Here is a 24,813-nt window from a genome sequence, read left to right as displayed (position 1 = left end):
GGCATCGAGACGGCCGCACCGCTCGACGGTGGCCCCGAGGGTCCTCCGGGTCACCCGGCCTGCGCCGGAGCGGGACCGGCGAGGGAGTCCGCGTCCTGCCAGACGGTGCCGAGGCCGGCCTCGCGGTCGAGGGTGCGCAGGCGTTCCTCGTCCATCTCGGCGAGGCGGCCGACCATGTGCCGGACACCGAGTTCGCGCATCAGCTCGCGCTGGAAGCCGTGTTCGAAGGTGCTGGGGCGGCCGACGAAGGGCACGTCCAGCTCCTTGGCGTGGTCGGCGAAGCGGGCGACGTCGTCGATGAAGAGGGCCTGGTGGTAGCCGAGGCCGAAGCGGTCCCGGACGATCTCCCGGATACCGGGGCGGAAGTCGTTGGTGCAGATGTAGTGCGGGGCGGTGAACAGGTGCTCCCAGGCACCGAGATGACGGCGGAAGTGGGTCTCGTCGAGGCCGCCGTAGCAGATGACGTCCAGGCCCAGGCCGCGCAGCCGGTGCAGGAGTTCCTCGGCGCCGTCGAGGGTGCGGACGGGGTGGTCACGCAGGTAGTGCTCGCGTTCGGCGAAGTAGTCGGCGATGGCCTCCTGCTCGCTCACCCCGGCGCCGGTCTCCTCCAGCAGCACCTTCGCGGCCGCGAGCCGGGACTGCGAGAAGAGCCGCTGCTCCAGCTCCCGGGTGTACGTGCCGCCGTACTTGAGGACGAGCCGGTGCAGGACGGGACTGAAGCTGTCGTCGAGGAGGACGCCGTCGATGTTGACGGCGGCGAGGCGCAGGGTGCGCAGTGGTTCCATCGGGGTCTCCCTCTCGCGGGCCGTTCGACCATCATGCAGGGGCCGTCCGGCGGGGGCGGGGTCAGGTTCCGCGACGGCTGGTCCAACTCCCCGGAATCTGACCGAAAGAAACCGTCGGCGTGGTTTCCCTCGCGTCATGCGGACTTCGGTGTCATCGACAACAAGTCGTCGACATCTGCCAGTTAGTCCGTTTTTCGCCGTGTCCACCGGCATGATTGAGCGCGAAAATACTTGGCCAAACCACCACTGAGCGGAGTCATGCATGGATCGAGTCGAACCACGCTTGGTGAATCCTTTACCTAGTGGCCGACCCGAGAAAACCGGTAGGTCCGTATCTTATAGGCGTCGAACAGAGCTTCAAGCCAACGAAGAGCTTTCCGACGGGGGGTCATCGATGAGTCTGTCCGCCAGCGAGATCGGAGTCGGTCTGCCCGTACTGCCTCGGCTGACCACCACGGTCCCCAAGGAGTACGTCCACCGCGCGTCCCTCGCCGAGGTGTTCCTCACCGGCTGCACCGCCCAGGACGACGGGTTGCGGTTCTCGCTCACCGGACAGTGGCCCCGCGCCCACACGTTCTTCAACAGCGCCGACGGTTCGAGCCATGACCCGCTCCAGGCCGCAGAGACGTTTCGGCAGGCCGGCATGTTCGTGACGCACGCGGAACACGGTGTGCCGCTCGGCCACCACTTCGTGCTGTGGTCGCTCAGTTGCCACACCGATCTGGAGCGGCTGCGGATCGCCTCCCGCCCCACCGACTTCCACCTCGACGTGACCTGCCCGGACCCCGCGCCGCGCGGCCGGGCCTCCGCGCGCCGGATGGGCATCGGGTTCACCCTGCGCCGGGACGGCGTCCCCGTCGCCCACGGGGAGGGCCGGTACTCCGTCGTCACGCCGTCCGTCTACACCCGGCTGCGCGCCAACCGGCCCGCGAGACAAGCGGCTCCGGCCGGCCCGGCCGTCGCGGCCGGCCCGATGCCGCCCGCGGCCGTGGGCCGCACCTCCCCCGCCGACGTGGTGCTGACGGCCACGGATGCGCCCGACCGCTGGCTGCTCACCCCGGACCTGGACCACCCGATCCTGTTCGACCACGGCGGCGACCACCTGCCCGGCATGGTCCTGATGGAGGGCGCCCGGCAGGCCGCCTGCGCCCGGCTGGCGCCCCGTGCGCTGATCCCGGCGAGCACGTCCTCGTCGTTCGTCCGCTATGTCGAAATCGACAGCCCCTGCTGGATCGACGTCACGGGGGTGAGTGCCGGGGACGACGGCACGGCGACCGTCGACGTCGTCGGCGTGCAGGACGGCGAGGTGGTCTTCACGTCCACGGTGAGCGGGCCGGTCCTCCGGGCCTGATACGGGGCGCCGCTGTGACACACGTCCGCCGCCGGGCTCCTTCGAGGGGCCCGGCGGCGGACGTGTCACCGGTCACCGGTCAACGGCGGTGGCTGAAGGCGTGCCGGTCCTCCACGGCCGGGCGGGCGACGGCGTGCCGCTCCTCCATCGGACGGTGCTCGACGGCATGCCGCTCCTCCATCGGACGGTACTCGACGGCATGCCGCTCCTCCATCGGACGGTACTCGACGGCATGCCGCTCCTCCATCGGACGGTGCTCGACGGCATGCCGCTCGTCCATGGGACGCCGGTGGTGCAGGCCCCAGGAGGCGGAGTCGACGTAACGTCCATGGTCGTTGCGCAGGGTGGCGGTGTCGGCGTCGCGGTTCCACACGGAGGATCGGCGGTCCTGGTACAGGTCCGTGCGGGTGTCCCGGCCCTCCCCGGTGTGGACGCGGACGGTGGCACCGCCCGCCAGCCGGTAGTGGCGGAAGGTGTAGGTGTTGCCCGCGTCGTCCGACAGCGACCAGCCGCGGAGGTCGACGTCCCGGCGCGAGGTGTTGGTGACGTCCACCCACTCCCGGTTCAGGGCGCGGCCCGGGTAGACCGCGCGGCCCCGCAGGTCGTGCTGTACGGCGCTGATGACGACCGCGTCGCGGTGCGGCACCGCGGGGCGGGCGACGGCCGGCAGGGCCGTGGCGGCCACCAGGGCGGCCGCGACGGCGGCGGCGGAGCCGAGACGGCGGGCGGTCGCGGAGACGGAAACGGACACGTGGTCCCCCTTCACGGGGTTCGAGCACACCCCGGCCGCGTGCGGCACGAAGCCGCAGGCCGCGAGGGGTGTGTGGAGCGAGACGGCGACCGGTCGGCCGCGCAGCCACACCCTGCGCCCCGGCCGGGCCCGGACCGGGCGCCACACAGCGCCTATTACGGATCCTTCGCTTTCCCATGACTCTCGGATGTAACGTCCATTTACTAGTTGAATGGGCGGATTTGCCGCCTCTTCACCCTCTTCCGCCCCGCAGGCACCGGCCTCGGCCACCACCGGACCGACAGGTGACCAGCCCCCGGGTCACCCGAAAGTGAGTAACAGTCAGCGCCCGATCGGCCGCACGGCGAGAAGCCGATCTTTCGCGCGTCACGAGGAATTTCCAAACTGGTTAGTAACAAGGGGGGTTCGGGAGAAAGCGTTTACCGCTACGTTTTGGCGTGCCTCATCGGCATGCCCACACCCCTCAGCGCACCCCCTCCCCGTAGGAGACACCCCCATGCGCAGACTTGTTGCCTGTCTGGCGGCCGCGGTCGCCGCTCTCGGCGGGCTCACGGCGACGGCCACCCCGGCCGCGGCGGCCGGCTCGGGCACGTTCAGCGTGCTGACGTACAACGTCGCCGGGCTTCCGGAAGGCCTGTCGAGCGCACCCACCCCGCGCGACACCAGCACCACGGAGATCGGCAAGCGCATCGCGCCGTACGACATCGTCAACGTCCAGGAGGACTTCAACTACCACGCCTACCTGTACGCCACCGACACGCACCCCTACCGCACCGCGACCAGCGGCGGCGCGGGTATCGGCAGCGGGCTCAACACCGTCTCCAACTACGCATGGGACGGGGACGACTTCGAGCGCGTCGGCTGGAACTCCTGCCAGCTCGACTCGGGCGACTGCCTCACGCCGAAGGGCTTCACCTTCATGCGCGAGCGGCTCGCCGAGGGCGTCTACGTCGACTTCTACAACCTGCACACCAACGCGGGCACCAACGACGGCGACGAGGCCTCCCGGGCGGACAACCTCAGCCAGCTGACGTCCTTCATCGGCACGCACTCGGCCGGCAACGCGGTGGTGGTGATGGGTGACACCAACACCCGTTACACCCGCTCCGCCGACACGATCGCGGAATTCGCCGCGAACAACGGGCTCACCGACGCCTGGGTGCAGCTGATCCGCGGCGGCAGCGCGCCCGCCAAGGGCAGCGACGCGCTGGTCTGCGACCAGTCGGGGGCGACCGTGCCCAACACCTGCGAGGTCGTCGACAAGGTCCTCTACCGCAGCAGCAAGCTGGTGAACCTGAACGCGACCTCGTACAACAACGAGCACGCCAAGTTCCTGACGGACGACGGGCTGATGCTCTCCGACCACGACCCGATCACGGTCGGCTTCTCCTGGTCCCAGAACGCGAACTTCCAGCTGAGCGACCAGTTCGGCGGCCCGCACGGCGACTACTACCAGGACATCGACAAGGTGGCCGCCGGTGCCCGCGCCACCAGCATCTCGCTGCGCTCCGGCTCCCGGGTCGACCAGGTCGGCGTCACCCTCGCCGACGGCACGACGCTGACCCACGGCGGCACCGGCGGCACGGCGTCCTCGCTGACCCTGGGCAGCAGCGAGTACGTGACGACGGCCTACCTGTGCGAGGGCAAGTACAACAACACCACGCGCATCTTCTACGCGAAGTTCACCACCAACCTGGGCCGCACCCTCGCCGGTGGCGCGACGACCTCGGACTGCGTGACCCGCACCGCCCCGTCGGGCTGGCAGATCGCCGGCTTCCACGGACGCTCCGGCGACGAGCTGGACAAGGTCGGCTTCATCTACACGCAGCGCTGACCGCGCGCGGCCGGCCGATGTGCCGGTGGACCGGTGGACCGTTCACGACGTCTGCTCATGACGTCCACCGGCCGATGTGCCGCTCGCCCCGGTCGGGGCGAGCGGCACATCGGCGATGATGGCCGCATGGCTTCCATGGACGTCCGCATCGACGGGACCGATCTGCCCGGCCGCTCCTGCCCGGCGCCGGAAGACAGCGGTTTCTCCCGCTACGGCGACATCCATGTCGCGGTACAGCGCCGCAACCGCCCCGCCGAGCTGCTCGACCCGCAGCCCGGCGACGCCGCCTCCGCGACCTGGACCCTGCCGTGCACGGCGGCGGTCTCGCTCACCGGTGTCGACATCACGGGGCCCTACGTCCAGGGCGGTCCCGGCGGCCGGTTCGTCTACCTCTCCTGGGGGACCGTGGACGCCCAGGGCGCCTTCACGATGTTCCGCCGGGCCAAACTGATGCTCGGTGCCGTCCCCGGCGCGGTGGCCGAGGCGGCGGCGCGGGACGGGCTGCTGGTCGGCCGGCTCGGGCTGACCGACGCCCGGAGCATGCCGCTGTGCGCACGGGTCGTACCGCCGGCCGTCACGTGGAGTGCCGGGAACGGTCCTCAGCCCAGTGCCTCGCGGTAGTCGGCGAGCGCGGTCTCGGTGTCCGTGAGGGGGAAGCGGGCGCCGAGGTGGCCGTCGGGGCGGACGACGAAGCCGGTGGGACCGTCCGGGCGGGTAGAGCCGGGCGAACTCACCGGCCGTGTCCAGGTACTCGGGGACGAGGGGCACATGGGTGCCGTCCTCCGTGCGGATGGCCAGGACGTCCCAGCCGGGGGCGAGGACGGCCTTGATCACGTCGGTGGGGTCCGCCGCGTAGAGCAGCACCACGTGGTCCGGGCGGTCCCGCAGGATGTCCAGCAGGCGCAGCGGGTACGCGGCGACCGGGGTGGTGAGACCGGCGCAGTCCGGGGCGCGGTCGCCGGGCTGCGGGACGTCGGCGGAGCCGGAGGGAGCGGTGGCGAGGGGGCCGTCCCGGTAGCCGACGAGGAGCTGGGCCTCGCGGAGCAGGACGGTCCGGGGATCGTCGGCGTCGGCCGCCGTGCCGTGCAGTGTGCGGCGTACGGTGCGGCCGACGACCTCCTCGCCGACCGGGCGGCGTTCGGCGTCGTAACTGGTGAGCAGGGCGGGGCCGGCTTCGCCGCGCACGACGAGGGCGAGTTTCCAGGCGAGGTTGCAGGCGTCCTGGATGCCGGTGTTCATGCCCTGGGCGCCGACGGGCGGATGGATGTGGGCGGCGTCGCCCGCGACGAAGACGCGGCCCTCGCCGTAGCGGTCGACGATGCGGTGGCTGATCCGGAAGACCGAGGACCAGCGCAGCTGGGAGAGGGTCACGGGCCGGGGCGCCAGGCGGTCCACGACGGCCTGGAGGTCGGGCAGTTCGGGCAGCCGCCGTCCGCCGAGCAGGCCGTGGGCCACTGCGTCGGCGCCGTCCGCGTTCTCGGACGGGAGTCCGGAGAGTTCCGGGTGTTCCGGAGGGACCCGCATCGACATGCGGTACCGGCCCGGTCCGGGCAGCGGGATGCAGACCAGCAGGCCGTCCGTGGCGCCGTCTGCGTCGCGGTGCTCGGACCGGATGGCGTAGCCGGCCGGCAGGTCCCAGTCGGCCACCACGTCGCCGAGCAGGTACTCCTCGGTGAAGGCCCCGCCCGCGAAGTCGAGGCCGAGACCTTTGCGGACCGTGCTGTGCGCACCGTCGCAGCCGACCAGGTAGCGGACCCGCAGTTCCTCCTCCGCACCCGAGGCGCTGCGCAGCCGGGCGGTGACGCCGTCCGCGTCCTGGGCGAAGGAGAGCAGCTCGGTGCCGCGCTCGACGGCCGTGCCGAGCCCGTTCAGGTACTCCTCGATGATCCGCTCGACCTCGTACTGCGGCAGTGCGGCGAAGCCGTACGGCACCTCGGGCGGCAGCGTCAGCTCCACCCGGCCGGTCTCCTCGCCGTCGGCGTAGCTCAGCTGCCCGCGCAGCGGCACGGCCTGCTCGACGACGGCGCGGGCCAGGCCCATCCGGTCCCAGAGCTCGATGGTGCGCGGCTGGATGCCGACGGCCTTGGCGTACGGCAGCCGGGCCGGGAGCCGGTCGACGAGGCGGCAGTCCGCGCCGTGCCGGAGGAGTTCTGCGGCGGCGCTCAGCCCGACCGGGCCGGCGCCCACGATCAGGACGTCGGTTGTGTGCGTCACGGGTGTCTCCCAGCGGGTAACCCCGGACCGGTTCCGTCCCCCCATGGTCACCCCGGAACGGGCGGGCGGCGAGCCGGGACGCCGTCGCCGCCGGAGTGACGGGGCGGATCCGCCGGGCCGGAGATCCCGTCGCCGGGACCGCCGCCGCTGCGGGCGGCGCCCGCAGGCTCTCGCGATCGCTGACGTGCCGGACCCGGCATAGCGTGGAGGTGCACCGATCGGCCGGAGAGCCCACGGAGTGATCGCGATGAGTGAGAACCGCACCGAGCGCAACAAGGCCGTCGTGCTGGAGTTCCTGACGACTGCGTTCGGCTCCAAGGACTTCGCCTCGCTGGACCGGTACGTGCACCCGGACTACGTCCAGCACAACCCCTTCATCCCGCCGGCCAGGGCCGGACTGCGCGGTTTCATCGCCGGGCTGCCCGACGGCACCCGCTACGAGCCGGGCGCGATCATCGCCGAGGGTGACCTGGTCATGGTGCACGGCCGGTACTCGGGCGGTCCCGGCAAGCCGCTCCTCGGGGTCGACATCTTCCGTTTCGAGGACGGCCTGGTGGTCGAGCACTGGGACGTCCTGCAGGACGAGGTCGACGCGCAGGACACCGTGGCGGGGAATCCGATGTTCACCAACCCGCAGACGACGGGCCCGGCCTGACCCCTGTCGGCCCCGGGCCTACGCGAAGACGATGGTGTGGTTGCCGTCGCGGATCACCCGGTCCTCGGCGTGCCGCAGCACGGCCCGGGAGAGCACCGCCCGCTCCACGTCGGCGCCCCGGCGGGTGAGGTCGGCGGCGGTGTGGGCGTGGGTGACGCGGACGACGTCCTGCTCGATGATCGGGCCCTCGTCGAGGTCCTCGGTGACGTAGTGCGCGGTGGCCCCGACCAGCTTCACGCCCCGCTCCTTGGCCTTTGCTTTGGTTGCGCGCGCCGCCTACGCACAGCACCATCAGCAAGCGCTCTCCGTCCCGTTCGCAGAAAAGCTGGAGAGCGCAGGTCACCCGCCTCACGGTCGGTGCGTTGACCATCGATGGTTTTGATTGAGCTTTGTACCATTTCGGAGAAACCGCTTCACCAAAACACCGGTCGATCCCGATCGCTGGGTGTTAGAACTTGGCCACAGAACGTCGGGCTGCGCACAGCCCTGCACGCCATCCCTGTTGTGAAATGGGACGATCTTGTCCAAGTCCAGACCTCTGACCGGCAATTGGCGCGTCGCGAGACGCCTCCAGGCCATCCTGCTCATCCCGGTGCTCGTCGCCCTCGGCCTCGGCGGCGTCCGGGTGAAGAACTCGATCGACACACTGCAGGACGCCAACGACGCGGTGCGCGTGGCGGAGTTGGTGCAGGCGGCGAACGCCTACGCCAGTGACGCGATCAACGAGCGCGACGTGTCGGTCATCCCGCTCCTGCAGGGCAAGCGGGACGCGCCCGCCGTGGTGGCGGCCCGCAAGGTCACCGACGCCGACGCGAAGGCGTTCGACGCGGCCGTGGCGAGGGCGCCCAGGACCGCGGGCCTCACCCGGCGGATCGAGCTGGTACGGGCCGGCGAGAAACAGCTGGCGGCGGTGCGGGCCAACGCGTTCTCGGCCACGTCGTCCGGGGTGCAGACGGAGGAGAGCTACCACGCCGTCCAGCACCCGCTGATGGAGCTCTCGAACGAGCTCGGCTTCGGCAGCAACAACCAGGCGAGCTTCGGGCGCACGCTGTACGCCATCTCCCTCACCCAGGCGGCGGAGTCGCTGGTCCGCAGTATCGGTACGCACCTGCTGGTGGAGAACCGCGCCGCCCTCGGCGAGGGCGAACTGCAGAACCAGCTCGGCTCGTTCAGCTCCTACGCCTACCTGGAGCAGGTCGGCCTCCAGGAGTACGCGGGCGCCGGTACCGCCGGGGACATGACCCGGCTGCGGACGGCGCTGACGGACGCGCAGCAGAAGGGGGCGCAGCAGACCGCCGAGGCCGCCCGGAAGGCCAAGGCGGCCGGGCAGGCCTTCGTGACACCGCCGGCCCTGTCGAAGATGATCAGCGAGATCGCCGGCGGGAGCACGACCGACGAACTGGCCGCCGAGGGCATCACGGCCGCGTCCTTCTTCGCCGCGTCCGCGCTCGCCTTCGACGCCTACCGGGGTGTCGAGGTGCATCTCACCGACACCGCCCTGGCCGGAGCCCGGAGCGTCGCATCCGACGCCAGGCGGGACGCGATCACCAACGGCTCCGTCGCGCTCGGCGCGGTACTCGCGGCCGTTCTCCTCGCCGCCTGGGTGGCCCGCTCGATGAGCCGCGGCATGCGCAGGCTCAGCGCCTCGGCGATCGAGATCGCCGAGCGGCGGCTGCCGGCGGTGATCACCCAGCTGTCGCAGGCCGTGCCCGGACAGGTGGACACCGAGGTCGGGCCGATCCCGATCACCACCACCGACGAGATAGGCGAGGTCGCCCGCGCCTTCGACCACGTCCACCGCGAGGCGGTCCGGCTGGCCGCCGAACAGGCCCTGCTGCGCGGCAACGTCAACACGATCTTCACCAACCTGTCCCGCCGCAACCAGTCGCTGATCGAGCGCCAGCTCGCCCTGATCACCGACCTGGAGGAGCGCGAGGCCGACCCCGAGCAGCTGGCGAACCTGTTCAGGCTCGACCACCTGGCCACGCGGGTGCGCCGAAACGGCGAGAACCTGCTGGTCCTGGGCGGCGAGCGCCCCACCCAGCAGTGGGACCACCCGCTCCCGCTGGTCGACGTCATCCGGGCCGCGGCCTCCGAGGTGGAGCAGTACGAGCGGATCGAGTTCGCGGGCATCCCGGAGGCCGAGGTCCACGGCCGTGCCGTCACCGACCTGGTGCATCTGCTCGCCGAACTGCTGGAGAACGCCACCTCGTTCTCCTCGCCGCGCTCGACGGTCCGGGTCACGGCGACCCGGCTGCCGGACACCCGGGTCATGGTCGAGATCCACGACCAGGGCATCGGCCTGCGGCCCGAGGACTTCGCGCTGATCAACCACAAGCTGGCGAACCCGCCGACCGCCGACGCCGACGTCTACCAGTACATGGGCCTGTTCGTGGTGGGCAGGCTCGCCGACCGGCACGGCATCCGGGTCCAGCTGCGGCCGGCCGCCGGGGAGTCCGGTACGACCTCCCTCGTCATGCTCCCGGGCACCGTCACCTGGCGCAGCGGTGCCGAGTCGGACGCCGACACGCTGGCGCTCGCGGCCGTCAGGGCACAGGCTGCTCCGGGCCTGGCCGCGCTGCTCGCGGCCGGGCCGGCGGATCCGTTCGGCGCGCACGAGGCGTGGGAGGACGGCGTGCCGGCCCCCGGCCCCGCGGCAGCGTCCGGCACGTCCGCCACCACCGCCCCGCCTGCCGCGCCCGCTACCCCCGCCGCGGCCGCCTCCGCCGATCCCGGGTCCGCCGGACCCGCCGCGCCGTCCGGTCGTTCCCGGCGCGCGGCGAAGCGCGGTCGTCGCCCCGCCAAGGACGCCTGAGCCCCCGGCACCGGGTCAGGGCGGCCGTACCGGGCGCAGGGCCCGCACCACCGCCCAGACGACGGAGATGAACGGCACGGCCACGACGGCGCCGATCACCCCCGCGACGATGCTGCCCGCGATGACGGACACGGCGACGACGAGGGGGTGCAGCCGCACCGCCCAGCTCATCACCAGCGGATGCAGCACGTGCCCCTCCAGCTGGCCGATGACGACGATGAGCACCAGGACGGCCACGGCCGTGATCGGGCCCCGCCCGGCCAGCGCCACCACCGTGGCCACGCTCAGCGCGACCGGTGAGCCGATCAGCGGCACGAACGCGGCGAAGAACTCCAGCAGGGTGAGCGGCAGGGCGAGCGGCACCCGCAGGACGAGCAGGGCGATGCCGACGAGGACGGCGTTGACGGCGGCCACGATGATGATGCCGCGGGTGTATCCGGCGAAGGTCCGCCAGGCCGCGCGCCCCGCCCGGTCCCAGGCGTCGCGGGCGCCGTCGGGCAGCAGTTCGCTGCTCGTCCAGGCCCACAGCCGTTCGCCGGAGTGGATGAAGAAGACGGCGGTGAAGAGCGCGAGCGCGCCACCGGTGACCACTTCGACGAGGGTGCCGAAGCCGCTGAGCGCCCGGCTCGCCAGATTCGAGCGGTGGGCCTGGATGTAGTCGACGATCTGCTGCTGGAGATGCGACAGGGCGCCCGGGCCGAGCCGGAAGGGCGGGCGCTGCAGCCAGACCTCGATGCGGTGGATACCGCCGCGGAACTCGTCGGCCAGCGTCGCCGACTCCTGCGCGACCGCGTTGCCCACCAGGGCCAGCAGGCCGAAGAACAGGCAGATGCTGCCGACCAGGCTCAGCGCCACGGCCAGCGGCCTCGGCAGCCACCGGGCCAGCAGGTCGGCGAGCGGGCGCAGCACCGAGGTGACGACCAGGGCCAGGAACACGGCGACGGCGATCAGCTGGAAGCGGCCGAGGACGACGAAGACGCCGTAGACGACGATGCCGACCGCGATGAGCCGCCAGGCGTAGGCGGCGGCGATCCGCAGGGCGGGCACGACGACCGCGCCGGCGGAGGCGGAGCCGCGCAGGCCGCGGGCCCGTTTCGGGATCCGGATCGCGTGTGCGGTCGTGCTGTCCGGTGCCGCGCGGCGGGGCCGGCGTGCGCGGCCCCGTCCGGCCGTCGGCCCGCCCGCACCCGCCACCGTGCCTCCCGTTGCCGGCTTCCGTCACCTCTCATGCACGTTAGGGGCATTTCGGGCGAAGGGCGGGTTGCGGTGGGCCAAGGGGGTCAGCGGAATCAGCGGGCCGCCGTCTCGGAGACGGCGGTGCGGACGGCTCGTTCCACCAGGTTCACGCCGGCCGGCATGGACGCGTTCCCGTTGGAGAGGACCGCGACGAGGTAGTGGTGGCCGCCGGTCGTGATGCGCCCGATGCTGTTGATGTCCCACCGGCCGGTCGTGGTGCGCATGAGCCAGCCGTTCTTCAGTGCCCACCCCGAGTCGGCGGCGGCGGAGACGCCCCAGGACTGTCCGGTGGAGATCTGGGTCATCAGGGTGCCGATGCGGTTGCGGGACGCCGCGTCCAGGGGGGTGGGGCCGGTGCCGAAGACCGCGCCGAGCAGTCGTATCTGATCGGTCGCGGTGGTCCGGGTGAGTCCCCACAGGCCGCCGGGGCCGCCCCGGGTGGAGACGAGTCCGAGCCGCTTGTTGGCCGACGCCAGGCCGGGGGCCTGGCCGATGGCCCGCCACAGGGCCGTGGCCGCGGTGTTGTCGCTGTTGCGGATCATCACCTGCGCCTCGGCGTTCTCCCGTGCGGTCAGGTCGCGCCGGTGGTCCCGTGCGTGCAGGAGCATGGCGGCGAGGATGTCGACCTTGACGATGCTCGCCGTGTCGTACGGGGTGTCGTCGCCGTAGACGGCGGGTGTCCCGCCGGTGCGGTCGAGGTCGAGGACGGCGGCGGTCACCCGGGCCGTGTCCGGTGCCCGGACGGCGGTGCGGAAGTCGGTGGTGCCGGATCCGGCCTCGGCCGCCATGGCAGCCGGCGCGGCTCCGGCGAGCAGGGTCACCACCGTGGCCACGACGGACAGGGTTCGGTTGAGCATGGCGGGAACCTTCGCAGTTCGGGTCGGAGGGGCACAGAGCTGCGAACGTAGACAAAATGTCCGTCCTGCGACATGACCGCCGCCACGACGGGACCGGTTCGGGGCGGATTGTGAGCAGGGCAACAGAGCTGACTGTGAGGAGGGCGACAGCACCTCACGCAGGCGGACCTTCCGGTGTACGGAACGCGAATTCCGCATGCCTCATCCGTATCGGTCCGGGGGAAGAATGAGGTCACAGTGACGGGCCTGGCCCCTGGGAGGTGCCATGAGCACATCGGCGGAACCGCGGGTGAGCGGTCTGGAGGTCCGGTCCATCGACTACGTGCCGCTGGACGAGCGGCACGGCAAGCTCTGGCATCTGGGTCCGCTGTGGTTCATGTCCAACGCCCAGATCGCCACCCTGGCCGTGGGGCTGATCAGCATCACGGAGGGCGGCAACCTGATCTGGTCGCTGCTGGCGATCGTCGCGGGGACGCTGATCGGCACGTTCTTCATGGCGTTCCACTCGGCGCAGGGGCCGCAGCTGGGACTGCCGCAGATGATCCAGTCGCGCCCGCAGTTCGGCTATGTCGGGGCGCTGCTGGTGTGGCTGTTCGCGTACGTGCAGTACGCGGGCTTCAACGTGTTCAACACGATCCTGGCCGGTCAGGCCCTGAACACCACGATCCACGGCGGGGTGAAGCTGTGGGTGGTCGTGGTCACAGCGATCGGGCTGGTCGTGGCGCTGGTGGGGTACGACGTCATCCACAAGGCCGAGCGGTTCCTGACCTACACGTTCCTGGTCGTCTTCGGGATCTTCACGGTCGGGGTCCTGGTCACGCTGCACTACCCGGCGGGCTCCTTCGACCTCGGCGCCTTCAAGGCCACCCCGTTCCTGGCGCAGTTCGGCGTGGTCGCCGGCTACCAGATCAGCTGGGCCATCTACGTCTCGGACTACTCGCGCTACCTGCCGCCGGACGTCACCGTCCGCAAGACGTTCTACTGGACCTACTTCGGCTCGGCGCTCGGCGGCATCTGGCTGATGGTGCTCGGGACTCTGCTGGCCGGCTGGGCGGGTGCCGGCTTCGACACGATCCCTTCGATCAACGCCGCCGGCGACAAGGTCTTCGACGGCTTCGGCGCGATCGTGCTGCTGTTCTCCGCACTGGGCCTGATCTCGGTCACCGCGCTGAACATGTACGGCGGTTCCCTGACGCTGATCAGCGCCATCGACTCGTTCAAACGGGTGCGGCCGACCCTGGGCGTGCGACTGGTCACCCTCGTGGTGACCGCGGTGCTCTCCCTGATCGGCGCGCTGGCGGCGACGTCGAACTTCCTGACGAACTTCAACAACTTCCTGCTGCTGGTGCTCTATCTGTTCATCCCGTGGACGTCCGTGAACCTGATGGACTACTACGTGGTGCGCCGCGGCCACTACGCGATCGCCGAGATCTTCAAGCCGAACGGCATCTACGGCCGCTGGGGCTGGCAGGGGATCGTCTCGTACCTGGTCGGGTTCGCCGTCATGATTCCGTTCTTCTCGGTCGGCACGCTCTATGTCGGTCCCGCCGCGAAGGCCCTCGACGGCGCCGACATCTCCCTGTTCGTCGGGTTGCCGGTGTCGGCGCTGCTGTACTGGTGGCTGACCCGCTCGATCGACGTCGAGGAGGAGACCCGCATCGCCGAGGCGGAGGCCGCCGCCCTGGAGCAGGCGGCTCACGAGCACCGCGAGCCGTAGCTGCCGGCACCGTCACAGGCGGCAGCTGATCTCCATGCCGTCCTCGACGGGGAAGGCGACGCTGCGGTAGCCGTTGGCCGGGTCGCGGACGTGGGCCAGGTACGGCTGCATGCTCGCGAAGGAGGAGTCGTCGGCCACGACGAGGGTGCCGGGCGCCAGGCGCGGCTCCAGTAGTTTCAGCACGGGCAGGCAGAGGTTCTTCCAGCCGTCGAGGAGCACGAAGTCGGCCGGGGCGTCGAGGCCGGCGAGGCTGTCCCGGGCGTCGCCCGCCAGCACGGTGATCACGTCGTCCAGGCCGGTCTCGGCGAAGGTGCGGCGCGCGGCGGCGATCTTCTCCTCGCTGAGCTCCGTGGTGACGACGCGCCCGGCGCCGTTGTCCCGGACCGCCGCCGCGAGATAGAGGGTGGAGATCCCGTACGACATGCCGAACTCGACCACCGTGGCCGGGCGGACGGCTCGGACCAGGCTGTAGAGGAGTTCGCCGCCCGCGGCCGAGATCGGCATGTAGATCTCCGCGGCCGCGTCGGCGTGTTGCTGTGGGGACATCGACGCCGTGCCTGCTCCCCAGTCGACCCGGGACGCGACGGCGTCGTCCTGCTCGGCCTGCTCGAACATCCGGCGCAGGGCGGTCTCGACCCGGAGGTCGGCGAGCGTGTCAGTATGCGTCATGGGCGCTAGAGTAGACGCAACGTTGCGTCAGTTCTAGAGATTTTCAGGCGCCTCGCGGAGCGGGCACCGGTGCGGAAGGATGGGACGACATGACACCCGGTCCGGAGCGGCGGCATCACGGCAACCGGCACGGCCGGAGCCAGGAGGCCCGGCTGGCGGTGCTGGAGGCGGCCGACGACCTGCTCGTCGAGAAGGGCTTCGCGGGCGTCACCATGGAGGGCATCGCCGCGCGGGCGGGAGTGGCCAAGCAGACGGTCTATCGCTGGTGGCGGACGAAGACCGACGTCCTGATGGACGCCTTCCTCCAGGACGCGGACGAGGACCTGACCCCGCCCGACTCCGGGGACCTCGCTGCCGATCTGCGCACCTACCTGCGCCGGCTCGCCGTGTTCCTGGGCACGTCCCACGCCGGCGCCGTCTACCGGGCTCTGATCGCCCAGGCCCAGCACGATCCGGCGTTCGCCCGCGAGTTCCGCTCTCGCTGCCTGGCGGTCCAGCGCCACCGCGACGTCGTCCTGCTCGAACGGGCCCTGGCGGCGGGTCGGCTGCCCGCCGGGCTCGATCCGGACGCGGAGGCGGACCAGCTGGTGGGTCCGCTCTACTACCGCGTTCTGGTGTCCGCCGGTCCGGTGGACGAGGGGTTCGTGGACACCCTCGTCGACGCGTTCCTGCTGCGGCACGACGGACCGGTCAGTACGCGGAGTTGACGTTGTCGATGGAGCCGTACCGGTGCGCGGCGTAGTTGGCGGCGGCGGTGATGTTGGCGACCGGGTCGGTGACGCTGCCGGCCGTGCCGGACACGTGGTACGCGTTGAAGGTGGGGTCGATGACCTGGAGCAGGCCCTTGGAGGGGGTGCCCTTCTTGGCGTTGACGTCCCAGTTGTTCTGGGCGCTCGGGTTGCCGCCGGACTCGCGCATGATGTTGCGCTTGAGGCCGTCATAGCTGCCCGGGATGCCCTTGGACTTCATGATCTGCAGGGACTGCTTGATCCAGCCGTCGAGGTTGTTGGCGTAGCCGCCCTTCTGGGAGGCGGTGCGGCTGCTGTCGCCGGAGGTGGCCGTGACCGCGGTCTTGGTGTGCGCCTGCGTCATCTCGGCAGCCTGTGCGTTCGCCGGCATCAGGGTGAGGGCGGCGGCCGCGGCACCCGTGGTGACGAGGCCGGTCAGGCCGAGGGTGCGAAGTCGGGCGATGCGGGTGCGGTTGATCGTGGTCATTGAGAGCAACTCTCCGGTGGGGGACGGCGTCGGCGCCGGCCGCGGTGCGCGGCGGCGGTGGGCGGAGCCCGTACTACCGGCGGGAGGTGGGCGGGTCCGGCGGGGATCCGCTCGGCCCGTCGCCCGTCTCCCGGCGACGACAGCAATGGTTAGCGGCAGCCGGAGCGGGTGGCAATGATGTGACGTACTACCCGACTTAGGAAACAATGACCGCAATGCCCGCTTATATATGCCTTCTGGGCAGTTCAGGGCATTCCGTTCCTACGATGCTCGATAGGATGTGATCTGGCTCCTATGGGGGGTGTCACGCGTCCGGGGCCCTTTCGGGGGTCCGCGGCACGGGATCGGCGGCCTCCACAGGTTCCGTACAGGCCGCCGCGAGAGCATCCGCCCATGTCTGTCACCCCCACACCGAAGCCGGGCGCGATCCGGGTGCTGATCGTCGACGACGAGCCCGAGCTCACCGACCTGCTCTCGGTCGCCGTCAGCACGGCGGGCTGGCAGCCGTTCGTGGCGCGCGACGGGTACGGCGCGCTGCGCACCGCCCGCGCCTCGGGACCGCATGCCGTCGTGCTGGACGGCATGCTCCCCGATCTCGACGGGATCCAGGTGCTGCGCCGGCTGCGGTACGAGAACGCCAGGCTGCCGGTGCTGATGCTGACCGCCCGGGACGGGGTGGAGCACCGGCTCGACGGGCTCGCCACCGGCGCCGACGACTACGTGACCAAGCCCTTCTCCCTGGAGGAGGTGATACTCCGGCTGCGCGCGCTGCTGCGCCGCTCCGGGGCCGGCGAGGCGGCCGCGGAGGAGGGGGTGCGGGTGCTCGGCGACCTGGTGCTGGGCGAGCGGACCCGCGAGGTGCACCGGGGCGGCATGCCGGTCACGCTCACCGCGAAGGAGTTCGACCTGCTGCGGTTCCTGATGGACCACCCCCGCCAGGTGCTCAGCAAGACGCGGATCCTGGACCACGTGTGGAACAGCTCGTTCGACGGCGGCGGGAACCTGGTGGAGGTGTACGTCTGCGGTCTGCGCGCGAAGATCGACAAGGACCGCCGGCCGATGATCCACACCGTGCGGGGCGCCGGGTACGTCATCAGGACGGCGGACGACGAGGGATGACGGCCGCCGGGCGGGCCCTCGTCCGGCTGCGCGGGCGCTCGCTGCGGGTCCGGATGGTCGTCGTCCACTCCCTCACCCTGGCCGCCGTGTGCACGGCGATGGCCGTGGCCACCGTGCTCGTCCAGCGCTACTACCTGATCAGGGACCTGGACCAGCGGGTCACCGACGCCGCCGAGCACAGCCAGGGCGGCCGGGAGCACGCGCCGCCCGGCGCCGGCCTCGGCTTCCTCAACGAGCGCGGCCAGCACACCGGCACCCTGGCCGCGCTCATGACCGGCGGGAGGATCGCCACCGCGGAGGTGGTGACCGACGCGGGCCCGCGCACCCTGACCACGGCCCAGTGCGCCGCCCTGAGCGGCATCCCCGCGGACGGGACCCTGCGCACCCGGACGATTCCGGGCCTGGGCACCTACCGGCTGACGGCGGTCACCGAGGGCGGCACCGCCATGCTGGCCGGGCTCCCCGTGGACGGCGTACGGCACATGATCGACTCCCTGGTCGTGATCGAGGCCTGCATCGCCGGGGTCGGACTGGTGCTGGCGGGTTCCGTGTCGGCCGTGGCGGTCCGGCGCCAGCTGCGGCCGCTGCGCCGGGTCGCCGCCACCGCCGTCGAGGTCTCGCGCGCACCCCTCGACCGCGGCGAGGTGACCGTGCTCACCCGGGTGCCGGCGCCGGACACCGATCCGGGCACCGAGGCCGGTCAGGTCGGCGCCGCGCTGAACCGGCTGATCGACCACGTGGAGTGGTCCCTCTCCGAGCGCCAGCGAGCCGAGGAGCACATGCGGCGCTTCCTCGCCGACGCCGGCCACGAGCTGCGCACGCCGCTCGCCTCGATCGCCGGGTATGCCGAGCTGATGCTGATGGGCGTGGACACCGGGAAGATCGCACCGGAGCTGGCCTGGCGCCGGGTCTCCGACCAGTCGGCGCGGATGACGGGACTGGTCGAGGACCTGCTGCTGCTCGCCCGTCTCGAGGAGGGCAGGCCGCTGGAGGCCGCGGAGGTGAACCTGGCGACCCTGGTCGGGGACGCGGTGTGGGACGCCCGGGCGGCGGGGCCGGGTCACCACTGGCAGCTGGCGCTGCGCCTCCACACGCCCGCCACCGTGACCGGCGACCCGTCCCGGCTGCACCAGGTGGTGGCCAACCTGCTGGCCAACGCCCGGACGCACACCCCCGCCGGGACCCGGATCACCGTCACGGTGGCGGCGGCGGACGGGCACTGCGCGATCCGCGTGCACGACGACGGGCCGGGTATTCCGGGTGACCTCCTGCCGACCGTCTTCGACCGCTTCACCCGCGGTGACGCCTCCCGCTCCCGTGCCCCCGGTGCCGCGGGCGGGGCGGGTCTCGGGCTGGCCATCGCGGCGGCGATCACCCAGGCGCACGGCGGCAGAGTCGAGGTGGCCAGCTCGCCCGGCGACACCCGGTTCACCGTCACCCTGCCGCTCGCCGCGTCGAGGAGCCGTGCCGCCGGCTCCGCCTGACGTCAGCGCACCGCCGGCAGCTCCTGCCCCGCGGGCTTCCACCGCAGGTGGACGCTCTCCCCGTCCTGCCCGGCCCGCAGCAGCGACAGGCGGGGGCGGACGGCGTCGGTGCGTGCGGTGGGCGGCTTGCGCCGACCGGCCCGGAACTGCACCGGCCACTCGGCGGCCGCGCCCGCGTACTCCTGCTCGGCGGCGGCGTGCAGGGTCCAGTGCGGGTCGTACAGGTGGGTACGGCCGAGGGCGCACAGGTCGGCGCGGCCGGCGAGGAGGATCGAGTTGACGTCGTCGTAGGAGGCGATGGCACCGACGGCGATCACGGCCGCTCCGGTGGCGGCGGCGACCTCGTGCCGGATGCGGTCGGCGAAGGGGGTCTGGTAGGAGCGGCCGTAGGCGGGCTTCTCGTCCTTGGTGACCTGGCCGGTGGAGACGTCGATGGCGTCGGCGCCGTGGGCGACGAAGGCGCGGGCGATCTCGACGGCGTCGTGCCCGGTGTTGCCGTCCGGCATCCAGTCGGTGGCGGAGATCCGCACGATCACGGGGCGGTCGGCGGGCCAGGCGGCGCGCACGGCGTCGAAGACCTCCAGCGGGAAGCGGAGCCGGTTCTCCGTCGATCCGCCGTACTCGTCCGACCGGTGGTTGGCGACCGGGGAGAGGAACGAGGAGAGCAGGTAGCCGTGGGCGCAGTGGAGTTCGAGGAGGTCGAAGCCGGCGTCGGCGCCGCGCCGGGCTGCGGCCGTGAACTCGGCCCTGATCCGGTCCAGGCCGGCGCGGGTGAGTTCGCGCGGAGCGGGTGAGCCGGGGCCGTAGGGCAGCGGGGAGGGGCCGACGGTCTCCCAGTTGCCGTCCGGGAGCGGTTCGTCCATGCCCTCCCACATCAGGCGGGTCGAGCCCTTGCGGCCGGAGTGGCCGAGCTGGAGGCCGATGCGGGCGGTGCTGTTCGTGTGCACGAAGTCCACGACGCGGGTCCAGGAGTCGCGCTGCGCGTCGTTCCACAGGCCGGTGCAGCCGGGGGTGATCCGGCCCTCGGGCGAGACGCAGACCATCTCGGTCATCACCAGGCCGGCCCCGCCCATGGCCTTCGAGCCGAGGTGGACGAGGTGGAAGTCGCCGGGGACCCCGTCGACGGCGGAGTACATGTCCATCGGGGAGACGATCACCCGGTTCTTCAGGTCCAGTCGGCCGATGCGGAACGGCTGGAACATGGCGGGGGCCCGGCTGCTCGCCCCCTGGGCCGCGGCGAAGGCGGTGTCGACGCGGTCGGCGAACTCGGCGTCGCGGGTGCGCAGGTTGTCGTAGGTGATGCGGCGGGAGCGGGTGAGGAGGTTGAAACAGAACTGGGTGGGTTCCTGGCGGGCGTACATGCCGATGTTCTCGAACCACTCCAGCGAGGCCTGCGCGGCCCGCTGGGTGGACTCGACGACCGGCCGCCGCTCGCTCTCGTAGGCGCTCAAGGCGCTCTCCGTGTCCGGGTGTTCGTGCAGGCAGGCGGCGAGGGCGAGGGCGTCCTCCATGGCCAGTTTGGTGCCGGAGCCGATGGAGAAGTGGGCGGTGTGGGCGGCGTCGCCGATCAGGACCAGGTTCCCGTGGTGCCACCGTTCGTTGCGCACGGTCGTGAAGTTCAGCCACCTGGAGTTGTTCGCGAACACCCGGTGCCCGTCGAGTTCGGCGGCGAACAGCTCACGGATCCGGGACACGGCCTGCTCGTCGGAGGCGCCCGGCGCGAACACCGTGTCCTCGGTGGCGTCGAAGCCGGCCCGGCGCCAGACGTCCTCGTGCATCTCCACGATGAACGTCGAGCCGGCGTCGGAGTAGGGGTAGCCGTGCACCTGCATCACCCCCCACTCGGTCTCCTTGACGAAGAACTGGAAGGCCTCGAAGACCCGGTCCGTGCCCAGCCACATGTACTTGCTGTGCCGCCGGTCGAGCGAGGGTCCGAAGGCGTCGGCACGGGCCGTGCGCACGGCGGAGTTGACGCCGTCCGCGCCGACGACGAGGTCGTGCGAGGCGCACAGCTCCGCCGCCCCGGGGGCGAGGGTGGAGAAGTGCAGGGTGACGCCCAGTGCGCGGCAGCGCTCCTGGAGGAGGCGCAGGAGTTCCTTGCGGCTCATGGCGGCGAAGCCCTGCCCGCCGACGGTGTGGCTCGCGCCCCGGTAGTGGATGTCGATGTCCGTCCAGCGGGCGAAGCGGCGGGCCATGGCCTCGGCGAAGACGGTGTCGGCGTTCTCGATGCCGCCGAGCGTCTCGTCGGAGAAGACCACGCCGAAGCCGAACGTGTCGTCGGGGGCGTTGCGCTCCCACACGGTGATCTCGTGGGCGGGGTCCAGCTGCTTCATCAACGCCGCGAGGTAGAGCCCGCCCGGGCCACCGCCGATGATCGCGATTTTCACCGGAGTTCCTCTCACTGCTCGGCGACCGGCTCGGCGGCCTGATCGGGTTCGACGGCCTGCTCGCGTTCGACGGCCTGCTCCTGCTCGACGGCCTGCTCCTGCTCGATGAGCCGGCGGAGCGCGAACCGCTGGAGCTTGCCGCTGGTGTTGCGCGGCAGGGAGTCGCGGAAGCGCACGTCCCGCGGGTACTTGTAGGGCGCCAGGACCTGCTTGACGTGGTCCTGGATCTCCTTGGCCTTGGCGGCGTCCCCGGTGACGCCCTCGCGCAGCACGACGAAGGCGCAGACGACCGAGCCGCGCTCCGGGTCGGGCCGGGCCACCACCGCCGACTCGACGACGTCCGGGTGGGTGTCGACGGCCGCCTCCACCTCGGGTCCGCCGATGTTGTACCCGGAGGAGACGATCATGTTGTCGCTGCGGGCGTGGTAGTGGAAATAGCCGTCCTCGTCGCGGTGGAAGATGTCGCCGGTGACGTTCCAGCCGTTCACGACGTAGTCCTGCTGCCGCTTGTCGTCGAGATATCGGCAGCCCACCGGGCCGATGACGCCGAGCCGCCCCGGCTGCCCCGGGCCGAGCTCCTCGCCGTCGAGGCCGAGGACGGCGGCCCGGTAGCCGGGCACCGGGCGGCCGGTGGCGCCGGGCCTGATGTCGTCGCCGGCGGCCGAGATGAAGATGTGCAGCAGCTCGGTCGCGCCGATGCCGTCGATGACCTTCAGGCCGATGCGGTCGCGCAGCTCCTCCCAGATGGTGAGCGGTATGTGCTCACCGGCCGACACCCCGGCCCGCAGTCGGCTCAACCGGCCCTCCCTGCCGTCGCGCACGATCGCCTTGTAGGCGGTGGGCGCGGTGGCGAGGACGGTCACGCCGTGCTTCTCGACGAGGTCGGCGAGCTGGGGCGGCGTCGCCGTCTCGGTGAGCAGGGCGCAGGCGCCGGCCCGCAGCGGGAAGACGACGAGCATGCCGAGGCCGAAGGTGAAGGCGAACGGCGCGGTGCAGGCGACCAGGTCGTCCGGCCGCAGCCGCAGGACGTGCCGTCCGAAGGTGTTGTCGATGGACAGGATGTCCCGGTGGAAGTGCATGGTGATCTTCGGGACGCCGGTGCTGCCCGAGGTCGGGCCGAGCAGGGCCACGTCGTCGGCGGCCGTGTCGACGTTCGTGAACTCGCCCGATTTCGCGGCGCACCGGGCCACCAGGTCGCCGTCGCCGGTCCCGCCGTACTCGACCACCGTCAGGCCGGGCAGTGCGCCGCGGACCTCGTCGGTGCAGCGGTGGTCCACGAGGGCGAGCGCGGGCCGGGTGCGTTCGGCGATCGGGACGATCTCCCGGGCGCGCAGCGCGGCCATCGTGGTGACCACCACCCCGCCGGCCTTCAGGACACCGAGCCAGCAGGCCACCGTCCACGGGGTGTTGGGCGCGCGCAGCAGCACGCGCTGCCCCGGCACCAGGTCCAGGTCGGCGGTGAGCACCTGGGCGACCTGGTTGGCGCGGGTGCGCAGTTCGCCGTACGTCCACAGTTCCCCGGCCGGGGTGCGCAGGGCGGGGCGGTCGGGGCCGTACCGCTCGACGGCCGCGTCGATGAGTTCGCCGGCCGCGTTGAGGCGGGACGGGTAGGCCAGTTCGGGGGTGGTGAACTCGATGGTGGGCCACTGTCCGGCGGGCGGCAGGTGGTCCCTGGCGAAGGTGTCCAGGTGCGAGGTGGGTGAGAGCGGAAGAGCCAACGCGGGGTTCCTTCCGGGAGCCCGCCGGTGGTGTGCGGCGGGCGGCTCAGGCGGGGCGGATCATGCCCTCCTGGACCACGGTGGCCAGGTGGCGGTGGTCGCGGGTGAAGAAGCGGCCGCTGCCCAGTCCGCGGCCCGCGTCGGCGGCCACCGCTTCCTGGGCGTAGAGCAGCCAGTCGCCGACCGGTGCGGGACGGTGGAACCACATGGCGTGGTCGAGGCTGGCGGTGACCAGGCCGGGGTCGGCCCAGGCGAGGCCGAGGACGCGCAGGACGGGTTCGAGGATGGTGTAGTCGCAGACGTAGGCGAGGGCGGCGAGGTCGCGCTGGGCGTCGGTGAGTCCCTCGACGGGGCGGAGCGCGTCGAACGGCCGTACCCAGACGGCCTGGTGGGGCAGTCGTGCGCCGTCGACCGTGAGGTAGACGGGGCCGGGCACGTGGCGCATGTCGAAGCCGCGGCCGCCGCTCCAGTAGGCCTTGGATTCCGCGGTCATGGTGCCGCCGGTGCGCCCGGCGAGGTACGCGGCCGAACCGGGCAGCGTCTCGGGGCCGGGAACATCCTCGGCGAACTCGGTGTGGAAGGACGAACCCGGCTCCCCCGCCGCGAAGTTGGCGAGGCAGACGTAGAGGACCTTGCCGTTCTGGTAGCCGCGCACCTGGCGGGTGCTGTAGCCGCGGCCGTCGCGCAGCACCTCGACCTCGTAGCGGACCTCGGCGCCGATGTCGGCCGGGCGCAGGAAGTAACTGTGCATGGAGTGCAGCGTCTTGCCGTCGGTCACCGAGCGCATCGCCGCTGCGGCGGCCTGGGCGACGAGGTCGCCGCCGTAGGCCTTGGGCCAGGGGCAGGGCTGGGTGGTGGCGGTGAAGGCGAGGTCGAAGTGCTCGGGCGGGGCGGGCTTGAGGGTGAGGGCCGCGGTGACGATCGCGGAGGCCGGGGCGGGCTCGCCGGACGGGCTTCCCGGGGCGGCGGTCATCGGTTCAGCCAGTCGCGCAGGTCGGTGTCGGCCACGTCCGGCAGGTTCACCACGATGTTCTCCGGGGTCCTGGTGGTCATCCACACCAGCGGCTTCGTCCTGGACAGGTTGCACTCGACGTGCGGCATGAACGGCGGGACGAAGACCCAGTCGCCCTCCTCCATGTCGAGGTAGTCCTCGAACTTCTCGCCGAAGTAGATCCGGGCCCGCCCCGACAGGACGTAGCCGCCGGTCTCGGCCTCGCCGTGGTGGTGGGAGACCGAGCGGTAGCCGGGCTCGTTGCGGACCTTGCCGTACCACAGCCGGCGCGCCGGGGTGTGCCGGGCGCTGACGCCCGACACGCGGACGGCGCCGCCCGAGTCTGCGGTGTTGACGTCCTCCTGGCCGGCCCGGGTCACGACCGGGGCGACGATGCCGCTGGGCAGCCGGTACATCGCGTTGTCGCCCTCAAGCCGGTGCTTGCCGAGGTCAGGCTCCATGGAATCGACTCCGTTTCCGTGGGCTCGCCGGGGTCCGGAACCGGACCGCGTGCTCTATCTCGTATTTTTCACGGTCGTCATTTATTGTCAATACGACCGGCCGTGCGGCCGGCGCCGGACACCACCGAACCGGAGGCCCGATGACTCCCGTCGCCGTGAACCCGCCCGCCCTGCCCGCCCCGAGCGGCTACTCGCACGGAACCCTCGCCGGGAACACGCTGTACCTGGGCGGTCAGACCGCGCTGGACGCCGACATGAAGATCGTTCCGGGTGGGATCGTCGAGCAGTTCCGTCAGGCGTTCGGCAACGTGCTGACCACCCTGCGGGCGGCCGGGGGCGAGCCGGCGGACCTGGTGAACGTGACGATCTACCTCACCGACATCCCCGACTACCAGGCCCACGGCAAGGAGATCGGCAAGGTGTGGCGGGAGCTGGCGGGGCCGGTGTACCCGGCGATGGCGGGCATCGGCTGCACCGCGCTCTGGCAGCCGGAGGCGATGATCGAGATCCTCGGCGTGGCGGTGATCCCGGAAGAACGGCTGGTGCAGCCGTAG

The 24,813-nt window shown here is 71.6% G+C and carries 20 protein-coding genes and 2 pseudogenes; 10 read left to right on the top strand and 12 right to left on the bottom strand.

The window, feature by feature from the left end:
• Positions 1-50 precede the first annotated feature (50 nt).
• Positions 51-785, bottom strand: coding sequence for an HAD family phosphatase (locus ACIQVL_RS39205; protein WP_403477758.1), 735 nt, complete (start codon positions 783-785; stop codon positions 51-53).
• A 394-nt stretch (positions 786-1,179) separates the two neighbouring features.
• On the opposite strand from ACIQVL_RS39205, the gene ACIQVL_RS39200 reads away from it, so the two are divergent.
• Positions 1,180-2,136, top strand: a complete 957-nt coding sequence (locus ACIQVL_RS39200; protein ID WP_403477757.1) for a ScbA/BarX family gamma-butyrolactone biosynthesis protein — start codon at positions 1,180-1,182, stop codon at positions 2,134-2,136.
• A gap of 79 nt (positions 2,137-2,215) precedes the next feature.
• On the opposite strand, the gene ACIQVL_RS39195 is transcribed toward ACIQVL_RS39200, so the two are convergent.
• Positions 2,216-2,887: a lamin tail domain-containing protein gene (locus ACIQVL_RS39195; protein ID WP_403477756.1), complete on the bottom strand. Its 672-nt coding sequence runs from the start codon at positions 2,885-2,887 to the stop codon at positions 2,216-2,218.
• 496 nt (positions 2,888-3,383) lie between these two features.
• On the opposite strand from ACIQVL_RS39195, the gene ACIQVL_RS39190 reads away from it, so the two are divergent.
• Both ACIQVL_RS39190 and ACIQVL_RS39185 read left to right on the top strand, forming a co-directional pair.
• Entirely contained in the window at positions 3,384-4,721 is a 1,338-nt protein-coding gene (locus tag ACIQVL_RS39190) for a jacalin-like lectin (RefSeq protein ID WP_403441525.1), read from the top strand.
• Positions 4,722-4,856: 135 nt separating this feature from the next.
• Entirely contained in the window at positions 4,857-5,342 is a 486-nt protein-coding gene (locus ACIQVL_RS39185) for a DUF5990 family protein (protein WP_403477868.1), read from the top strand.
• On the opposite strand, the pseudogene ACIQVL_RS39180 reads toward ACIQVL_RS39185, so the two are convergent.
• Positions 5,321-6,980, bottom strand: a pseudogene (locus ACIQVL_RS39180) (FAD-dependent monooxygenase). The gene ACIQVL_RS39185 and the pseudogene ACIQVL_RS39180 overlap by 22 nt on opposite strands.
• 202 nt (positions 6,981-7,182) lie before the next feature.
• Here ACIQVL_RS39180 and ACIQVL_RS39175 point away from each other — a divergent pair.
• Positions 7,183-7,590, top strand: coding sequence for a nuclear transport factor 2 family protein (locus ACIQVL_RS39175; RefSeq protein WP_403477755.1), 408 nt, complete (start codon positions 7,183-7,185; stop codon positions 7,588-7,590).
• Positions 7,591-7,608: 18 nt separating this feature from the next.
• Here the strand turns inward: ACIQVL_RS39175 and ACIQVL_RS39170 are convergent.
• A pseudogene (locus ACIQVL_RS39170) lies at positions 7,609-7,848 on the bottom strand (formyltransferase family protein); the annotation flags it as partial.
• A gap of 262 nt (positions 7,849-8,110) precedes the next feature.
• On the opposite strand from ACIQVL_RS39170, the gene ACIQVL_RS39165 reads away from it, so the two are divergent.
• Positions 8,111-10,405: a nitrate- and nitrite sensing domain-containing protein gene (locus ACIQVL_RS39165; protein ID WP_403477754.1), complete on the top strand. Its 2,295-nt coding sequence runs from the start codon at positions 8,111-8,113 to the stop codon at positions 10,403-10,405.
• Positions 10,406-10,420: 15 nt separating this feature from the next.
• On the opposite strand, the gene ACIQVL_RS39160 is transcribed toward ACIQVL_RS39165, so the two are convergent.
• A complete protein-coding gene (locus ACIQVL_RS39160; RefSeq protein WP_403441515.1) occupies positions 10,421-11,599 on the bottom strand; it encodes an AI-2E family transporter in 1,179 nt (392 codons plus the stop codon).
• Between the two features lie 95 nt (positions 11,600-11,694).
• Positions 11,695-12,498, bottom strand: coding sequence for a serine hydrolase (locus ACIQVL_RS39155; protein WP_403477753.1), 804 nt, complete (start codon positions 12,496-12,498; stop codon positions 11,695-11,697).
• Positions 12,499-12,763: 265 nt separating this feature from the next.
• On the opposite strand from ACIQVL_RS39155, the gene ACIQVL_RS39150 reads away from it, so the two are divergent.
• Complete coding sequence (locus tag ACIQVL_RS39150) at positions 12,764-14,215, top strand: purine-cytosine permease family protein (protein WP_403441510.1); 1,452 nt, start codon at positions 12,764-12,766, stop codon at positions 14,213-14,215.
• Positions 14,216-14,227: 12 nt separating this feature from the next.
• On the opposite strand, the gene ACIQVL_RS39145 is transcribed toward ACIQVL_RS39150, so the two are convergent.
• A complete protein-coding gene (locus ACIQVL_RS39145) occupies positions 14,228-14,884 on the bottom strand; it encodes an O-methyltransferase (protein WP_403441507.1) in 657 nt (218 codons plus the stop codon).
• Between the two features lie 89 nt (positions 14,885-14,973).
• Here ACIQVL_RS39145 and ACIQVL_RS39140 point away from each other — a divergent pair, with 89 nt between their 5' ends.
• Positions 14,974-15,591, top strand: a complete 618-nt coding sequence (locus ACIQVL_RS39140; protein WP_403441505.1) for a TetR/AcrR family transcriptional regulator — start codon at positions 14,974-14,976, stop codon at positions 15,589-15,591.
• Here ACIQVL_RS39140 and ACIQVL_RS39135 read toward each other — a convergent pair.
• The gene (locus ACIQVL_RS39135; protein ID WP_403441502.1) at positions 15,575-16,099 is read right to left on the bottom strand and encodes a transglycosylase SLT domain-containing protein; all 525 of its coding nucleotides are present in this window, start codon (positions 16,097-16,099) and stop codon (positions 15,575-15,577) included. The two genes, ACIQVL_RS39140 and ACIQVL_RS39135, sit on opposite strands and share 17 nt — an antisense overlap.
• Before the next feature lie 393 nt (positions 16,100-16,492).
• On the opposite strand from ACIQVL_RS39135, the gene ACIQVL_RS39130 reads away from it, so the two are divergent.
• Entirely contained in the window at positions 16,493-17,218 is a 726-nt protein-coding gene (locus tag ACIQVL_RS39130) for a response regulator transcription factor (RefSeq protein WP_403477752.1), read from the top strand.
• Entirely contained in the window at positions 17,215-18,702 is a 1,488-nt protein-coding gene (locus tag ACIQVL_RS39125) for a sensor histidine kinase (protein WP_403441498.1), read from the top strand. The genes ACIQVL_RS39130 and ACIQVL_RS39125 overlap by 4 nt, the downstream gene beginning before the upstream one ends.
• A 2-nt stretch (positions 18,703-18,704) precedes the next feature.
• Here ACIQVL_RS39125 and ACIQVL_RS39120 read toward each other — a convergent pair whose 3' ends face one another.
• From ACIQVL_RS39120 to ACIQVL_RS39105, 4 genes are read right to left on the bottom strand one after another with little or no spacing between them, the layout of a single operon-like run.
• On the bottom strand, positions 18,705-21,089 hold the full coding sequence (locus ACIQVL_RS39120) for a bifunctional salicylyl-CoA 5-hydroxylase/oxidoreductase (protein ID WP_403477751.1): 2,385 nt from the start codon (positions 21,087-21,089) through the stop codon (positions 18,705-18,707).
• An 11-nt stretch (positions 21,090-21,100) separates the two neighbouring features.
• Positions 21,101-22,807 carry an AMP-binding protein gene (locus tag ACIQVL_RS39115; RefSeq protein ID WP_403477750.1) on the bottom strand — a complete coding sequence of 569 codons (1,707 nt, stop codon included), beginning with the start codon at positions 22,805-22,807 and terminating at the stop codon, positions 21,101-21,103.
• Between the two features lie 46 nt (positions 22,808-22,853).
• Complete coding sequence (locus ACIQVL_RS39110) at positions 22,854-23,780, bottom strand: acyl-CoA thioesterase (protein ID WP_403441491.1); 927 nt, start codon at positions 23,778-23,780, stop codon at positions 22,854-22,856.
• Positions 23,777-24,259, bottom strand: coding sequence for a cupin domain-containing protein (locus ACIQVL_RS39105; RefSeq protein WP_403441490.1), 483 nt, complete (start codon positions 24,257-24,259; stop codon positions 23,777-23,779). Before ACIQVL_RS39105 ends, ACIQVL_RS39110 begins: the two co-directional genes overlap by 4 nt.
• 140 nt (positions 24,260-24,399) lie before the next feature.
• Between ACIQVL_RS39105 and ACIQVL_RS39100 the strand changes: the two genes are divergently transcribed.
• The gene (locus ACIQVL_RS39100) at positions 24,400-24,813 is read left to right on the top strand and encodes a RidA family protein (protein WP_403477749.1); all 414 of its coding nucleotides are present in this window, start codon (positions 24,400-24,402) and stop codon (positions 24,811-24,813) included.

The organism is Streptomyces sp. NPDC090499 (assembly GCF_044769305.1).
Lineage (GTDB): Bacteria > Actinomycetota > Actinomycetes > Streptomycetales > Streptomycetaceae > Streptomyces.
The sequence above is the reverse complement of the archived record's forward strand: the minus strand, read 5'-3'. Positions and strand labels throughout refer to the sequence as shown.

Coding starts and splice junctions, on each gene's coding strand:
- ACIQVL_RS39205 (WP_403477758.1), bottom strand. CDS start 785: ATGGAACCACTGCGCACCCTGCGCCTCGCCGCCGTCAACATCGACGGC.
- ACIQVL_RS39200 (WP_403477757.1), top strand. CDS start 1,180: ATGAGTCTGTCCGCCAGCGAGATCGGAGTCGGTCTGCCCGTACTGCCT.
- ACIQVL_RS39190 (WP_403441525.1), top strand. CDS start 3,384: ATGCGCAGACTTGTTGCCTGTCTGGCGGCCGCGGTCGCCGCTCTCGGC.
- ACIQVL_RS39185 (WP_403477868.1), top strand. CDS start 4,857: ATGGACGTCCGCATCGACGGGACCGATCTGCCCGGCCGCTCCTGCCCG.
- ACIQVL_RS39175 (WP_403477755.1), top strand. CDS start 7,183: ATGAGTGAGAACCGCACCGAGCGCAACAAGGCCGTCGTGCTGGAGTTC.
- ACIQVL_RS39155 (WP_403477753.1), bottom strand. CDS start 12,498: ATGCTCAACCGAACCCTGTCCGTCGTGGCCACGGTGGTGACCCTGCTC.
- ACIQVL_RS39150 (WP_403441510.1), top strand. CDS start 12,764: ATGAGCACATCGGCGGAACCGCGGGTGAGCGGTCTGGAGGTCCGGTCC.
- ACIQVL_RS39145 (WP_403441507.1), bottom strand. CDS start 14,884: ATGACGCATACTGACACGCTCGCCGACCTCCGGGTCGAGACCGCCCTG.
- ACIQVL_RS39140 (WP_403441505.1), top strand. CDS start 14,974: ATGACACCCGGTCCGGAGCGGCGGCATCACGGCAACCGGCACGGCCGG.
- ACIQVL_RS39135 (WP_403441502.1), bottom strand. CDS start 16,099: ATGACCACGATCAACCGCACCCGCATCGCCCGACTTCGCACCCTCGGC.
- ACIQVL_RS39130 (WP_403477752.1), top strand. CDS start 16,493: ATGTCTGTCACCCCCACACCGAAGCCGGGCGCGATCCGGGTGCTGATC.
- ACIQVL_RS39125 (WP_403441498.1), top strand. CDS start 17,215: ATGACGGCCGCCGGGCGGGCCCTCGTCCGGCTGCGCGGGCGCTCGCTG.
- ACIQVL_RS39110 (WP_403441491.1), bottom strand. CDS start 23,780: ATGACCGCCGCCCCGGGAAGCCCGTCCGGCGAGCCCGCCCCGGCCTCC.
- ACIQVL_RS39105 (WP_403441490.1), bottom strand. CDS start 24,259: ATGGAGCCTGACCTCGGCAAGCACCGGCTTGAGGGCGACAACGCGATG.
- ACIQVL_RS39100 (WP_403477749.1), top strand. CDS start 24,400: ATGACTCCCGTCGCCGTGAACCCGCCCGCCCTGCCCGCCCCGAGCGGC.